At 51.7% G+C, this 13,036-nt stretch carries 14 protein-coding genes; 9 read left to right on the top strand and 5 right to left on the bottom strand.

Annotation, left to right across the window (positions count from 1 at the left end; translation table 11 throughout):
• Positions 1–470: 470 nt before the first annotated feature.
• The 4 genes from rplI to CCY32_RS13595 form a co-directional block, all read right to left on the bottom strand.
• Complete coding sequence (gene rplI, locus CCY32_RS13610) at positions 471–923, bottom strand: 50S ribosomal protein L9 (RefSeq protein WP_088331606.1); 453 nt, start codon at positions 921–923, stop codon at positions 471–473.
• 30 nt (positions 924–953) lie between these two features.
• Positions 954–1,181, bottom strand: coding sequence for a 30S ribosomal protein S18 (gene rpsR / locus CCY32_RS13605; RefSeq protein WP_062481250.1), 228 nt, complete (start codon positions 1,179–1,181; stop codon positions 954–956).
• 18 nt (positions 1,182–1,199) lie between these two features.
• Positions 1,200–1,622 (bottom strand): 30S ribosomal protein S6, encoded by a 423-nt coding sequence (gene rpsF / locus CCY32_RS13600; protein ID WP_088331604.1) that lies wholly within the window; start codon positions 1,620–1,622, stop codon positions 1,200–1,202.
• A 147-nt stretch (positions 1,623–1,769) separates the two neighbouring features.
• Positions 1,770–2,651: a DMT family transporter gene (locus CCY32_RS13595; RefSeq protein ID WP_348638944.1), complete on the bottom strand. Its 882-nt coding sequence runs from the start codon at positions 2,649–2,651 to the stop codon at positions 1,770–1,772.
• A gap of 146 nt (positions 2,652–2,797) precedes the next feature.
• Between CCY32_RS13595 and CCY32_RS13590 the strand changes: the two genes are divergently transcribed.
• The 5 genes from CCY32_RS13590 (at position 2,798) to CCY32_RS13575 (ending at position 6,742) form a co-directional block, all read left to right on the top strand.
• Positions 2,798–3,952 carry an AI-2E family transporter gene (locus CCY32_RS13590; protein WP_168171526.1) on the top strand — a complete coding sequence of 385 codons (1,155 nt, stop codon included), beginning with the start codon at positions 2,798–2,800 and terminating at the stop codon, positions 3,950–3,952.
• Positions 3,949–4,635, top strand: coding sequence for a type 1 glutamine amidotransferase (locus CCY32_RS13585; protein WP_210401745.1), 687 nt, complete (start codon positions 3,949–3,951; stop codon positions 4,633–4,635). The genes CCY32_RS13590 and CCY32_RS13585 overlap by 4 nt, the downstream gene beginning before the upstream one ends.
• Before the next feature lie 9 nt (positions 4,636–4,644).
• On the top strand, positions 4,645–5,064 hold the full coding sequence (locus CCY32_RS13580; protein ID WP_088331602.1) for a YqaA family protein: 420 nt from the start codon (positions 4,645–4,647) through the stop codon (positions 5,062–5,064).
• Positions 5,065–5,241: 177 nt separating this feature from the next.
• The gene (locus CCY32_RS17230; RefSeq protein ID WP_168171525.1) at positions 5,242–5,409 is read left to right on the top strand and encodes a hypothetical protein; all 168 of its coding nucleotides are present in this window, start codon (positions 5,242–5,244) and stop codon (positions 5,407–5,409) included.
• 136 nt (positions 5,410–5,545) lie between these two features.
• On the top strand, positions 5,546–6,742 hold the full coding sequence (locus CCY32_RS13575; protein ID WP_088331601.1) for an Nramp family divalent metal transporter: 1,197 nt from the start codon (positions 5,546–5,548) through the stop codon (positions 6,740–6,742).
• A gap of 113 nt (positions 6,743–6,855) precedes the next feature.
• Here CCY32_RS13575 and proB read toward each other — a convergent pair whose 3' ends face one another.
• Entirely contained in the window at positions 6,856–7,977 is a 1,122-nt protein-coding gene (proB, locus tag CCY32_RS13570; RefSeq protein WP_088331600.1) for a glutamate 5-kinase, read from the bottom strand.
• Positions 7,978–8,072: 95 nt separating this feature from the next.
• On the opposite strand from proB, the gene CCY32_RS13565 reads away from it, so the two are divergent.
• The 4 genes from CCY32_RS13565 (at position 8,073) to CCY32_RS13550 (ending at position 12,832) form a co-directional block, all read left to right on the top strand.
• On the top strand, positions 8,073–8,951 hold the full coding sequence (locus tag CCY32_RS13565) for an acyltransferase (RefSeq protein WP_088331599.1): 879 nt from the start codon (positions 8,073–8,075) through the stop codon (positions 8,949–8,951).
• Between the two features lie 4 nt (positions 8,952–8,955).
• Positions 8,956–9,855 (top strand): acyltransferase, encoded by a 900-nt coding sequence (locus tag CCY32_RS13560; RefSeq protein ID WP_088331598.1) that lies wholly within the window; start codon positions 8,956–8,958, stop codon positions 9,853–9,855.
• Between the two features lie 8 nt (positions 9,856–9,863).
• Positions 9,864–11,138, top strand: a complete 1,275-nt coding sequence (locus CCY32_RS13555) for a mechanosensitive ion channel family protein (protein WP_088331597.1) — start codon at positions 9,864–9,866, stop codon at positions 11,136–11,138.
• 134 nt (positions 11,139–11,272) lie between these two features.
• Positions 11,273–12,832: a beta-N-acetylhexosaminidase gene (locus CCY32_RS13550; RefSeq protein ID WP_088331596.1), complete on the top strand. Its 1,560-nt coding sequence runs from the start codon at positions 11,273–11,275 to the stop codon at positions 12,830–12,832.
• Positions 12,833–13,036 lie beyond the last annotated feature (204 nt).

The raw sequence follows: 13,036 nt of genomic DNA, 5'->3' as shown, positions 1-13,036 counted from the left end.
TTCCCCGGCAAAATTCACTTGAAGCGATCAGGCTTCAGCGATGATTTTTACTTTCACCTGTGCGTGCTCGTTAACTGTCAGTCGTCAGCAATCAGTATTTTCTGATGACGAAAGACTGATAACGGATTACGCTTTTTGTGGTGAACATGTCTTTCTCGTGCTTTTCGTGTAGTTTGTGGCAGAGGAAGGTCGCTGGGTTCCCCGCCAACAGCACGCGGGAACAACATTCAGTCATGCCCGAGCGCTTTTATCGGGCATCCAGCGCCCTTAGAACGTGTCTTTATCGGGCTAAAGCCTGGGCCTGGGGGATCGTGCTGTAGGTTTGACTTCAGCCCAACAAAAACAAGACCACAGGAACACCAAGGATGCCGGACACAAAAAAACCGCCTGAAGGCGGTTTTTTATGTCCATGGATGGACGGTATGCCGGGGTTGCAGGAAGCATTCCCCGGCAAAAATCACTTGAAGCGATTAGGCTTCAGCGATGATTTTTACTTTCACCTGTGCGTGCACGTCAGAGTGCAGTTGCAGATCAATTTCGAACTCACCGGTTTCACGCAGTGTGCCCAGTGGCAGTTTAACTTCTGCTTTGGCCACTTCAACACCTGCAGCGGTCAGTGCATCGGCAATGTCTTTGGTACCAACAGAGCCGAACAATTTACCTTCTTCACCAGCAGGCGCAGCGATAGTCACTTCGGCCAGCTGAGTCAGTTTTTCTGCACGGGCTTCTGCCGCTGCCAGCTCTTCAGCGATTTTCGCTTCAAGCTCAGCACGACGCTGTTCAAACTTCTCGATGTTCGCCTTCGTAGCAGGAACTGCTTTTTGCTGAGGGAACAAGAAGTTACGGGCATAACCTGATTTTACAGTGACCTGGTCACCCAAACCGCCCAGGTTGGCGATTTTGTCTAGTAGAATGATTTCCATCTTTGCTACCTCTTAATAATACGCCAACGATTACTTGTGAGAATCAGTGTAAGGCAACAAAGCCAGGAAGCGCGCGCGCTTGATGGCAGTTGACAACTGACGCTGATACTTGGCACTGGTACCAGTGATACGGCTAGGTACGATCTTGCCACTCTCAGTGATGTAGTTTTTCAACAAAGCAGTGTCTTTGTAATCGATCTGCTTGATGCCTTCCGCGGTGAAGCGGCAGTATTTACGACGTCTGAAAAAACGAGCCATGTTAAGTCTCCTAATCTGTTATTCTGCAGCAGCTTCAGAAGAAGAACTCTCTTCGCGGCTTTCGCGACGATCTTCTCTTTCACCTGAATCACGGCGCTCATCACGACCACCCGTTTCACGGCGCTCTTCTTTGGCCATAGGGGAAGGTTCGGTATCTGCCGTTTTAGTACGCATAATCAGATTACGCAGAACAATATCATTGAAGCGGAAAGCAGTTTCCAGCTCTTCAATGGCTTCAGCGCTAGCTTCAGCATTGATCAGCACGTAGTGTGCTTTATGCAGCTTTTCGATAGGGTAAGCCAGTTGACGACGGCCCCAATCTTCCAGACGATGGATTTGGCCACCGGCGTTAGTAATGATTCCGGTATAACGCTCGATCATACCTGGAACCTGTTCACTCTGGTCCGGATGAACCATAAATACGATTTCGTAATGACGCATTAAAAGCTCCTTACGGTTATAGCCTTTTGCAGCTCAGCCGGTCTGCGTAAGGCAAGGAACGATGTTGTATGGCTGAGTCAAGGGCGCGCATTGTATATAAAGCGGACACCCGATTCAAGCAATAATGTCGCTGCACACAGTGGCGGTTTAAAATGACTCTGCGCCCACCAGAATCGCCACGCCAATCAGAGCCAACAACGACCATAATAACGCCTGGCGATGAATGCGCTCTCTCAGCACCCAGGCGATTCCCAGCGACAAGATTACGCTGGTCGCAAACAGCGTTTGTACAACAGCGGCTTTGGTATAGGTAAAGGCTACCATTTGCAGATACAACGCCGCGAAGGTACCAATCAATGTGGCCGCAGCAAACACCAGCCAGGTGCGCCTGGCATTGTCAGTTTTGGGTAACCAGCGCTGGCGCATTCCTAACATTAAAACGATGATGATCGCCATTCCCCCGAGCAGGCGAATCTGGCTGGCGTTGGCTGCATCGACGCCAGTAGAGGTCAGGATATCCCGGCTGATGACGGCCCCGACAGCCTGACACAAGGCGGCCAGCGCGGCATAGACATAGCCGGTTAGTTCAAAAACCTGCTGGGTATCTCTGCGGTTGAGCTTAATCACCATATCCACCGACAGGATCACCAACGCAATCCCCAGCCACTGTTGCCAGTTCAGCCACTCTGCAATCCAGGCCATGGCTAGCAGCGCGGTGAAAATGGGCGCCAGGGTTTCTGCAATCAACAGGGACTGGCTATCACCAATTTTGTTCAGCGACTGGAAAAAGCAGGTATCCCCCAGGCCAATGCCAATGACGCCACTGATTAACAACCACATAATATCTGTTTGTGACAGCTCTACCTGCATGGGCATGGCCAGTGTCAACGGCAGCAGGATCAGGATCGCCACCAATCCTTTCCAGAAGTTCAGCGCCAGGGGCGAAAAACTGGCGCCAAGCTGACGAAATAGCCTGGCGGCTACCGCCCAACAACAGGCCGTACTCAGTGCTGCGATTTCCCCAATCATTGTGCTTTCCTGTGGCGGTAAAAAAAGGGCGACAGAATAGAGACATTCCCTGCCCAGATCCAGTGCCATGTTGCGGAGTCAGCGATGCAAGTGCCGGTGAATGCCTGTAAACTGTCACTTATGCTCTGCTGCGGGCAACGATTTATGTGGATAATACGTCTCCACACAACCAGGGAGGAAACATTATCAGTCAGCAACGTGCTATGCCCTCACTCAGTGGCCATCCTTTTATTCTGCTGGTGGTGCTGGTCGCCACGCTCTACCTGGCCAGAGGCTTTTTATTACCGGTCACGGTATCTGTGTTACTCGCCCTGACCCTGTCCCCGCCAGTGAGCCGGCTAATGAAGCTGGGTGTGCCTAAAGTCCTTTCCAGTCTGGTGATGTTAATACTCAGTTGTTCGTTGTTACTTGGCGCAATCTGGCTGATGTTGCCTGCTATTGGCGGTTGGCTGACCACGGCACCGCAGAAAATAGAGAGCCTGATGCACCTTGATCAGGACGTGGTCAGCACCCTGCAACAGGTCAAAGACTCCGTTGAGAAAACCTCTGAAAAAGTCTCCGAAGCGGTCGAAGAGGTTATTGATACAAAAGAACAGTCACCGGTGATGGTGGAGCAGCGAACCTGGCCCGATACCCTGCTGACCACAATTCAGGAAGGTGCAGGCAGTACCCTGTTAGTGCTGGTGTTAACACTTTTCTTACTGACCAATGGCGGTGATTTAGTTCTCAACATGGTAAAGCTCTGCAAGGAGCGGCAGCAACGGCGCAGTATCATCAGGTTATTCAGCCGCCTGCGCACCGAAACCGGTTATTATCTGGGTGCGGTGATGCTGATCAATCTGACACTGGGGATTATCACCAGCGTGTTGCTGTGGCTGATAGATTTTCCCATGCCCTGGATCTGGATAGCGTTAGTGGCCATCTTAAGACTGATTCCTTACGTGGGAATGAGCATTGTCAGTGTCTTATTACTAATGATATCCGTGACCCAGGCCGATCAGCAGTTATGGCAGATCCTGATTGCACCGGCTGGCTTTTTAGTGTTATCCACCGTCTTTGGCTTTATTGTCGATCCGGTGGTACATGGTATACGCCTGCAAATCAATCCGATTGTGGTCTTTGTGGCAGTCATTTTCTGGGGCTGGTTATGGGGCCCAATCGGTGCCATTCTCGGTGTTCCTCTGTTAACCGTGATCTACGTGGTGGCCGATACCCTTGGCTGGCATCAGATTAGTCAGATTATGACCACCCGTGTCAGTGCAACCACCACACAAACAGATAATGGAGATACGCCTTCATGACCAGTATCAGCAGCACGCCGCTTATCGGTGTTACCACTCATGCAGGCCACTGGTGTCCGCCCTGGTGGGCTATCGCCTTTGCTATTCGCCGCGCGGGAGGTAAAGCGGTCAGGATCAGTCCTCGCCATCCGGTTGATCTGGCACAGCTCGATGGTGTGGTCATGAGTGGCGGTACCGATATCTGCCCGCAACTGTATGGGGAAGAACCTGATCCGACCTACGCCTATGACAAAAGCAGAGATGCCTTAGAAAGTGATGTGATCGACTATGTGATGCAGCAGCAGTTACCGCTGCTGGCGATTTGTCGCTGCTGCCAGTTACTCAATGTCAAACTGGGCGGTGCACTGTTTACGGATATTACCAGGCAGCGCAAGTTAACCTCTAACCGCAGCCTGATTCACCCTGGCAAGTTTCTTTTTGTCAGGCCCGACAGTCTGTTGCACCGAATTACCGAACATGAGCGCTTGCGTATCAACAGTTTGCATCATCAGGCGATTCGCGAGGTGGCGCCGGGCTTTCTGATCAGCGGCACCGATGCTGACGGGTTCACTCAGGCCATCGAGAGCCCGGCCCACCCTCACCTCTTAGGTGTGCAATGGCACCCGGAGTACCTGCCCTATATGATTAATCAGGCCAAGTTATTCAAGTGGCTGGTTAAACAAGCCGATGCCAGGCAAGGCTGACGATCTGCGATGGCTTATCTGGTTCTGTTCTCATCGGCTTTCCTGGCCGCGACGTTCTTACCTTTTTATTCCGAAGCCGTGCTCTTTACCCTCGCCCGCCAGGGGGAGCCTGCGGTACTGCTGATCGCGACCGCAACGCTGGGCAATACACTAGGCGCAGTGGTGAACTGGATATTAGGCAAATATTTGCTGCATTTTCAGGATCGTCGCTGGTTTTATTTTAAACCCGCGCAACTTCAGCGAGTGCAACAGTGGTTCCAACGCTATGGCATCTGGAGCCTGGCATTTTCCTGGCTACCGGTGGGAGGAGACGCCCTCACTTTTATAGCCGGTATGATGAAAGTGCGATTACTGCCTTTTTTATTGCTCGTGGGGCTGGGCAAAGGCGTACGATATATTCTGGTGTTTTATTTTTCCACCGCCATTTAGGATTTGAGCGCCTGGCCGCAACGTCAGATTTACCCCACGACTCACATCTCTTTTTGACTCTGGCTATCACCTTCGCAAAAATTTCACTATACTGTCACACTCGAAAAACACAGCACCTGTTAGTATGACAGCCGCTGAATATAACCATACAGCATTCAGTTTAGAAAGGATTTAAACATGATATTGCTATCACTACTCTTCGCAGCCATCCTTGTTCTGCTCGTCTATTCTCTCGCCCAGGACAAAGGTAAAAACACGCCCTACTTTCGCAATAAGCGCGAGCTGGCCAAGCGCCCGTCTGCGTTGCGTAAAAAACCACTAAGAACCGGTGAATCGTTGTACTGAGGCAGAGAATTTCTGCACTGTCAGACTCACTCGTTGTCAATATTGGCCCCGCAAGGGGCTTTTTATTGTCTGCTTTCCCTAATCTCAGCAACCGATGTTATGCTGACTGCCTCTAACAGCTTGAGGGGATGTTTTCATGCGATTAGGTCCAGGACTTCTGGTAACAGCCGCATTTATCGGGCCAGGGACGATCACCACAGCAAGTATGGCTGGCGCGAATTTTGGGTTTGCGTTGCTATGGACACTGCTGTTTTCCGTGATTGCCACGGTCGTGTTACAAGGCATGGCTGCACGACTGGGACTGGCCACAGGCCATGGCCTGGCAGAATCGCTGAGAAACACACTTGATACAGGCTGGCGCAAATACCTGTGTATGGCATTGGTTATCAGTGCCATTGGCATTGGCAGTGCCGCCTATGAAGCGGGCAACCTGACCGGTGCAGCAATGGGAATTCAGGCACTATTGGGCCAGCCTATCAGCACTTGGAGTACATTGTTAACCCTGCTCGCCGGTCTGCTGTTGTTTAGCGGTCACTATCAGATGCTGGAGAAGAGTCTGATTGGCTTGGTGTTAGTAATGTCACTGGTGTTTATTACCACCATGGTGATTGCCAGGCCGGATTTTGTCGCCCTGTTTAAGGGGTTATTGGTACCCTCCTTTCCCGCTGGTTCGGTCACCACCGTGCTGGCTCTGATTGGCACCACCATCGTGCCTTACAATTTGTTTTTGCATTCCAGTGTGATGGCAAGACAACACCAACGTGCCACAGATATGAGCGAGATTATTGGCCAGAGTCGCTGGGATACCGGACTTTCCATCGGTCTGGGCGGCCTGATCACCCTTGCTATTGTCTCAACGGCCAGTGCGGCGTTCTTCGGCCAGGCCATTACCAACATTGATGCGGCCAGCATGGCCCGTCAGCTGGAGCCACTTTTGGGCCATCTGGCCCACTACTTTTTTGCCATAGGCCTGTTTGCGGCCGGGCTGACCAGCGCCATTACCGCACCGCTGGCCGGCGCGTTTGCAGTGTGTGGCATGCTCGGATGGTCAACAGAACTGACCAGCAAGCGATTTAAAACCGTGTGGGGGGTTATACTGCTCTGCGGCGCCATAGGGGCGGCCCTCAAGGTGAGTCCTGTCGCATTGATCGTATTTGCCCAGGCCGCAAACGGTATTTTGCTGCCAATTATCGCCATTTACCTGCTATGGCTGATGAATCAGAAAACGGTATTGGGAGCACACCGCAACAAGTTGTTATCCAACCTGTTGGGCGGGGCCATCATATTGCTGCTGCTGGGACTGAGCGGCTATAAGCTGTGGTCGCTGGTGTAAGGTTACAGACTGAGTTTACGTTCAGCGTTCATGCCATCACATAGAAAAGAGTGTGTGATGCAGCGCCCTGCATGACAGGGCGCCCTGGATAACTGACTTCTGTGAGTCGGGGTTTAAAACAACACCAGATCGTCGCGATGTACGGCAACCGCATAACTGCTGTATCCCAGTTTCTGCTCAACTTGCTGGCTATTTAAACCACTAATTTGCGCCAGAGTGTGTGCATTATACTGACACAGTCCCGTCGCCAGTATGTTATCACCCTGCACAATTTCCACCGCCTCTCCGGCATCAAAAGCCCCTTCCACCTTGACCACTCCCACAGGTAGCAGCGATGCACCTTTATGGGCCAGCGCTTCGGCAGCGCCCTGATCAATAATAATGCGCCCCTTCGCACGCAGACTATGCATCAGCCAGTTCTTTTTGGCGCTGGTTCGGGATAAAGGAGGCACAAAAAGCGTTCCCGGGACGTCTCCCTGCGCCAGCTGCATAAAGGTCTGTGATTTAAAGCCATTGGCAATGATGGTCTGAATACCGTTGTGAGCGGCCTTTCTGGCCGCCTGCAATTTGGTTTGCATGCCACCGGTTCCCACACCACTGACGGCACCGCCCCCCAGTGCCATCACCTGAGCATCAATCTTCTCTACCCGTTTAAGCAGGCGGGCGGTCGGTACGCTACGGGGATCCGCATCATACAATCCATCCACATCGGTGCAAATCAGCAGGGTGTCGGCTTCCGCCACCAGCGCCACCAGTGCCGCCAGGTTGTCGTTATCACCAAACTTGAGTTCATCGGTGGCGACCGAGTCATTTTCGTTGACCACAGGTAACATGCCGTGTGCAAGCAGTTCCCTGATGGTACCTTTGATATTCAGGTAATGATCGCGGCTGCGAATATCACCATGGGTAAGGAGGATTTGTGCCGTAGGCTGGTCGAAAAGACGCGCCCAGTTCGCCATCATACGTGTCTGCCCGACCGCCGCCATGGCCTGTTTTTCTGAAAGGGAGGGCTCTCGCTGGAGGGTAAAGGCATTTTTACCTGCGGCAACCGCCCCTGAAGAGACCAGAATAACCTCTTTACCAGCGGCCCGACTGTCATTGACAAATTGGGCGAGCGCTAACAGCGAAGCGGTTTTACAGCCGTCTCCGCCCGGTGAAATCAGCGCACTGCCGACTTTGATCACTGCCCGTTGCCAGAAAAAGCTGATATGGTTATGAGCGCCTTGTTGCTGCATCCTGAAATCTGATTTTGAGAAACCACTGGGGTGCGCATAAAATACGTCGCTTGTTCAGTTTAAAGCAACAAAAATTGAGTTGAAGGCTGTAAAAAATGCGTAGGATCATCACCGGCTCTGTTTCTTTCCTGGGATACCTGTTTAACACCCTGTTCTGGTGTATTCCTATTTTCACATTTTCGCTGCTCAAGCTCATCCCCGCCTCGAGCTGGCGGGCCCGTATCGGAAGGGTTCTGGATTGGTGTGCCAAACAGTGGGTAAAAGTGAACAACCTCAACCAGAATCTGACGGCATCCATTGACTGGGATGTGCAGGGGCTTGATGGGCTGAAAAGACGAGAATGGTATCTGGTAATTGCCAACCATCAATCCTGGGTCGATATTCTGGTATTACAGCGTATATTCAGCGGTCGCATTCCCTTTCTGAAGTTTTTCCTTAAAAAGGAACTCATTTGGGTACCCGTGCTGGGGCTGGCCTGGTGGGCACTGGACTTTCCTTTTATGCAGCGCTTTAAGAAATCCTATCTGGCGAAATATCCTCATCTTAAAGGTAAAGATCTGGAGACCACCCGCAAAGCGTGCGAGAAGTTCAAGTATAAGCCCGTCAGCGTGATGAATTTTGTTGAAGGCACCCGTTTTACGGCTGACAAGCATCAGCGCCAGAAAAGCCCCTTTCGTCATCTGCTAAAACCCAAGGCCGGCGGGATTGCATTTGTGCTTTCGGCCATGGGTGATAAGCTGCACAAACTGGTGGATGTAACCATTCACTATCCTCAGGGCGCGCCCAGTTTCTGGGATTTTATTTGTGGTAGTGTCAAACGTGTTCAGGTCAGGGTGGATGTAACTCCGCTGGATAATATTGCGCCGTCAGACTATTTCAATGACCCCGCTGAACGGATACGCTTTCAGGGATGGCTGAATGAACGCTGGCAACAAAAAGATCAACGCATAGAACAATTACAACAAGAGCGGTAAGTGCATGTTAAGTTTCCTCCCCGGCGTGATATTGCTGCCGATTCATTTTCTGCTGCAATCCCTGAACCTGGCATTCTGGGGAACCCTGGTGATCTTGCTGGGACTGATTAAACTGCTGTTACCAATCCGGCCACTGACCCGGGTCCTGAATCGTCTTCTGAACTTGTGCATGGCGGGCTTTGCACTGGGTAGCGTCAGTCTTATTAATCTGTTCAATAAGGTAGAATGGGATATTCGTGCCCAGGGACAGTTTAACCCGCACGGCTGGTATCTGATGATGGCCAATCATCTTAGCTGGCTGGATATCGTGGTGTTAATGCACTTTGCAACGGGACGTATACCGGCAACCAAGTTTTTTATCAAACAGGAACTGCTGTGGGTGCCTTTTATCGGGCTCGGGGCGTGGGCGCTGGACATGCCCTTTATGCGCCGGTATAGCCAGCAGTTTGTGGCCAGATACCCCCACCTTAAAGGCAAAGACATTGAAGCCACCCGCAAGTCCTGCGAAAAGTTTCAGCAAATCCCCACCACAGTTGTGAATTTTGTGGAAGGAACGCGGTTTACGCCCCATAAACATCGCCAAAAAGACAGCCCTTATGAGCGCCTGCTCCCACCCAAGGCGGGCGGAGTGGCCTTTACGCTCTCGGCCATGAATAACTTGCTCAGTCAGATTGTGGATGTCACCTTAGTGTATCCGGATAATCATGGTCATGTGATGATGGATTTACTTTGTGGCAGATTAAAACGAGTAATCGTTTCGGTTGAAACCTTGCCAGTCAGTGCAGAGTTGATTGGCGACTATCAAAACGATGCCGAATTCCGCCAGTCTTTTCAGCAATGGATCAATCAATATTGGCAGCAAAAAGACCAGCGCATCCAACAATTGTCAGATAACAGGCAGTAAAGAGACCTATGGAACATGTCACCGACTTGGCTAAATTGATCAGCGACACCCTCAATTACTGGGGTATCCAGACCTCTGCGAATTCAGGATTGTTTGCATTGTTTGCTCTGCTTGCGCTGGCAGCGATGTGCTGGATTGGGTTCAAAGTGTCACGCTATCTGCTCAGTACCAAACTGACCCGACTGGTATTGCACAGCAAAGCCACCTGGGACGACCAGCTACAGTCACACAATTTCTTCAAGCGTTCTGCACACCTGGTGCCGGGTGTGCTTATTTATCTGCTGGCGCCACTGCTATTTGCCCATACACCGCTGCTGTTGGAGACACTACAGAAGTTTTCATTTATTTATATTCTGGTCACCTCTTTGCTGATGTTCAGTGCCATTCTCAATACCATTGAGGATGCCTACAACGCTTCCAGTCTGGCCAAAAGAATGCCTATTACGGGCTTTATTCAGGTGGCTAAGCTGATCCTGGCCATCATCGCGATCATCCTGATTGTGTCGAGTCTGCTTGGCAAATCACCGGTGTTGATCATGTCGGGTCTCGGTGCAGTGACGGCCATTGTTCTGCTGGTTTTCAAAGATGCCATTCTAGGCTTTGTTGCCGGGGTGCAGATTGCCGCCAACCGCATGGTTAACACCGGTGACTGGATTGAATTGCCCAAATACGGCGCCGATGGTGAAGTCTTAGAGTTGGGACTGACCACGGTAAAAGTACGCAACTGGGACAAAACCATTTCCACTGTGCCCACTTACGCTCTGATTGGCGATTCCGTTAAAAACTGGCGGGGCATGCAGGAATCCGGAGGGCGTCGCATCAAGCGCGCCATCTACCTGGATATCCACACGGTCAGATTTTGTGATCAGACCATGCTGGATAACTGGGAAAAGATCCGCTTTATAAAAAGCTATATCAACGATAAAAAACAGGAACTGGCTAAATACAACAAGGACAATGACATTACCGAGCAGGATCTCCTCAACGCCAGGCGACTGACGAACATCGGTACTCTCCGGGCCTACATGCTGCGCTACCTGGAACATCACCCCAAACTGCGCAAGGACATGACCTTGATGGTCAGACAACTGGCTCCAACCGAACTGGGTGTGCCGATGGAAGTCTATTGTTTCAGTGCCGATACGAACTGGGTTGCCTATGAGGGGATTCAATCGGATCTGTTTGATCACTTCCTGGCGATGCTGCCCATTTTTGGCCTCAGAGCCTACCAACGGGTCAGCGACCAGCATCAGTCACTCCCCCCCGCGGCAACAAAGGGTTAACAAAAACTTGACTCACCACCGCGCTGCTGTATGTTATTTTCACCAGCGATATAGATCGCTGGTGATTTACTAACAGCCGCTGAAGGCGCAATCACATACGCCGACGGCTTTATAACCGTCAAGGTAGACTGACTATGATAAAGAAACTTCTCTATGTAATCCTGCCGCTGGCCCTGAGCGCGTGTGGCAATGTGGAGCAAAGCGGCGACCGTGCCACTGAAACGACCACCGCATCGACCCTCAATCTGGTGCCATTGCCACTGGCTGTTGAACAGATCCCGGGCACACTGACACTGGGTAAGACCATCAGCATTCAGACTCCCGCCAATGCCCTCCATAGCACTGCGGCACTGACGTCTTTGCTTGACCAGCTGGCCATTCAATATAACCAAAATGACAACGCTGTCATCTCTCTGGTGCTAGACCCCTCTCTGGCGCTCTCAGAAGAAGGTTATACCCTCAGCATTGACGAGGCTGTGACACTCAAGGCCGCCACCGATGCCGGGCTTTTCTACGCGGTGCAAACACTCAGGCAACTGTTACCGGCTGAGGCCAGGTCACAGTACACTCTGCCTAAGGTAATGATTGAAGACCAGCCTCAGTATCCGTGGCGAGGCAGTATGCTGGACGTGGCCCGTAATTTTATCGGTGTCGATTATCTCAAAGCACATATTGAGCGCATGGCAAGCTTTAAACTCAATAAGCTGCATCTGCACCTGACCGATGATCAGGGCTGGCGACTGCAGATAAAGAGCTGGCCAAAGTTAACTGAAATTGGTGGCAGCACCAGTGTCAGTGGCAGCAATGGTGGCTTCTACACGCAGGCACAAATGCGTGACATCATTACCTTTGCACAGCAGCATCAGGTGGAAATCATTCCTGAAATTGATCTTCCCGGCCACACTCAGGCCGCCATCGCCGCCTACAATGAGTTGGCCTGTGATGATGTCATTACCAGCCCACCACAGAATCAGTGTGAGGATGTGGTCGGCGATGCCAGACTGGCTCCTTATGAAGGCACCTGCGTCGGCTTCAGCGCCCTATGTGCCAGTCAGAAACCGGATTTGGTTTACCGTTTTGTAGAAGACGTGCTGACTGAAGTGGCGGCACTCTTCCCTTCTCCCTACCTGCATATTGGTGGTGATGAAGTGCTAAACGAAGAAGCGGATGCCTTCCCGGAGTTTATCAGCCGCGTGGATCAGATTGTGGCGTCACTGGATCGCAAGCTGCTCGCCTGGGAGGAGGCCTCTGTGGGCGATATTCGTTCAGACGCATTGCTGCAATTCTGGAACGATGACTATGATATCGCACCGGCACTGGAAAAAGGTATTCATCTGGTGCTGTCTCCATGCAGCTACACCTACCTGGACCATGGTAACTACAATGGCCAGCCAGACACCTATACCTGGTGTGCAAAAGAAGGCATACCACTGGAGCGCGTATACAGCCTGATGCCGGAAAACTACCAGCAGGTGGTCGGGGTTGAAGCCCCCATGTGGTCAGAAAAAGTCGCCAGTGATGCCACGGCTGACAACCGTAACTGGCCCCGGCTCGCCGCCATTGCAGAAGTTTCCTGGACGCCTGCACAGCAGCGCGACTATGGCGCCTTTACTCAGCGCTTGTCGGCACTTCGGGCACATCTGGATAGCATGGGTATTCAGTACTACCGGGCACCGGAGCTGGGCTGGGATTAACTTGTAAGTCGGGTTTTAACCCGACGATGCATTTATTCATGCCCGAATATTGTTATCGGGAATGCATCGCCTTTTGGGCTGTCATGCTGAAGGGCACTAGCGCTGAAGGGCTCTGGATTCCCGCCTGCGCGGGAATGACAAACAAGAGCAAGCAAAAGCCAACAAGACCAAAAAAACAGTAAACCGTCATGCCCGAATGCCGTT

Origin of the sequence: Lacimicrobium sp. SS2-24 (assembly GCF_002201535.1) — a bacterium.
In the GTDB taxonomy this organism is placed as follows: domain Bacteria; phylum Pseudomonadota; class Gammaproteobacteria; order Enterobacterales; family Alteromonadaceae; genus Lacimicrobium.
Note: the sequence above shows the minus strand (reverse complement) of the source record. Positions and strands in the feature narration are given on the sequence as shown.

Coding starts and splice junctions, on each gene's coding strand:
- rplI (WP_088331606.1), bottom strand. CDS start 923: ATGGAAATCATTCTACTAGACAAAATCGCCAACCTGGGCGGTTTGGGT.
- rpsR (WP_062481250.1), bottom strand. CDS start 1,181: ATGGCTCGTTTTTTCAGACGTCGTAAATACTGCCGCTTCACCGCGGAA.
- rpsF (WP_088331604.1), bottom strand. CDS start 1,622: ATGCGTCATTACGAAATCGTATTTATGGTTCATCCGGACCAGAGTGAA.
- CCY32_RS13595 (WP_348638944.1), bottom strand. CDS start 2,651: ATGATTGGGGAAATCGCAGCACTGAGTACGGCCTGTTGTTGGGCGGTA.
- CCY32_RS13585 (WP_210401745.1), top strand. CDS start 3,949: ATGACCAGTATCAGCAGCACGCCGCTTATCGGTGTTACCACTCATGCA.
- CCY32_RS13580 (WP_088331602.1), top strand. CDS start 4,645: ATGGCTTATCTGGTTCTGTTCTCATCGGCTTTCCTGGCCGCGACGTTC.
- CCY32_RS17230 (WP_168171525.1), top strand. CDS start 5,242: ATGATATTGCTATCACTACTCTTCGCAGCCATCCTTGTTCTGCTCGTC.
- CCY32_RS13575 (WP_088331601.1), top strand. CDS start 5,546: ATGCGATTAGGTCCAGGACTTCTGGTAACAGCCGCATTTATCGGGCCA.
- proB (WP_088331600.1), bottom strand. CDS start 7,977: ATGCAGCAACAAGGCGCTCATAACCATATCAGCTTTTTCTGGCAACGG.
- CCY32_RS13565 (WP_088331599.1), top strand. CDS start 8,073: ATGCGTAGGATCATCACCGGCTCTGTTTCTTTCCTGGGATACCTGTTT.
- CCY32_RS13560 (WP_088331598.1), top strand. CDS start 8,956: ATGTTAAGTTTCCTCCCCGGCGTGATATTGCTGCCGATTCATTTTCTG.
- CCY32_RS13555 (WP_088331597.1), top strand. CDS start 9,864: ATGGAACATGTCACCGACTTGGCTAAATTGATCAGCGACACCCTCAAT.
- CCY32_RS13550 (WP_088331596.1), top strand. CDS start 11,273: ATGATAAAGAAACTTCTCTATGTAATCCTGCCGCTGGCCCTGAGCGCG.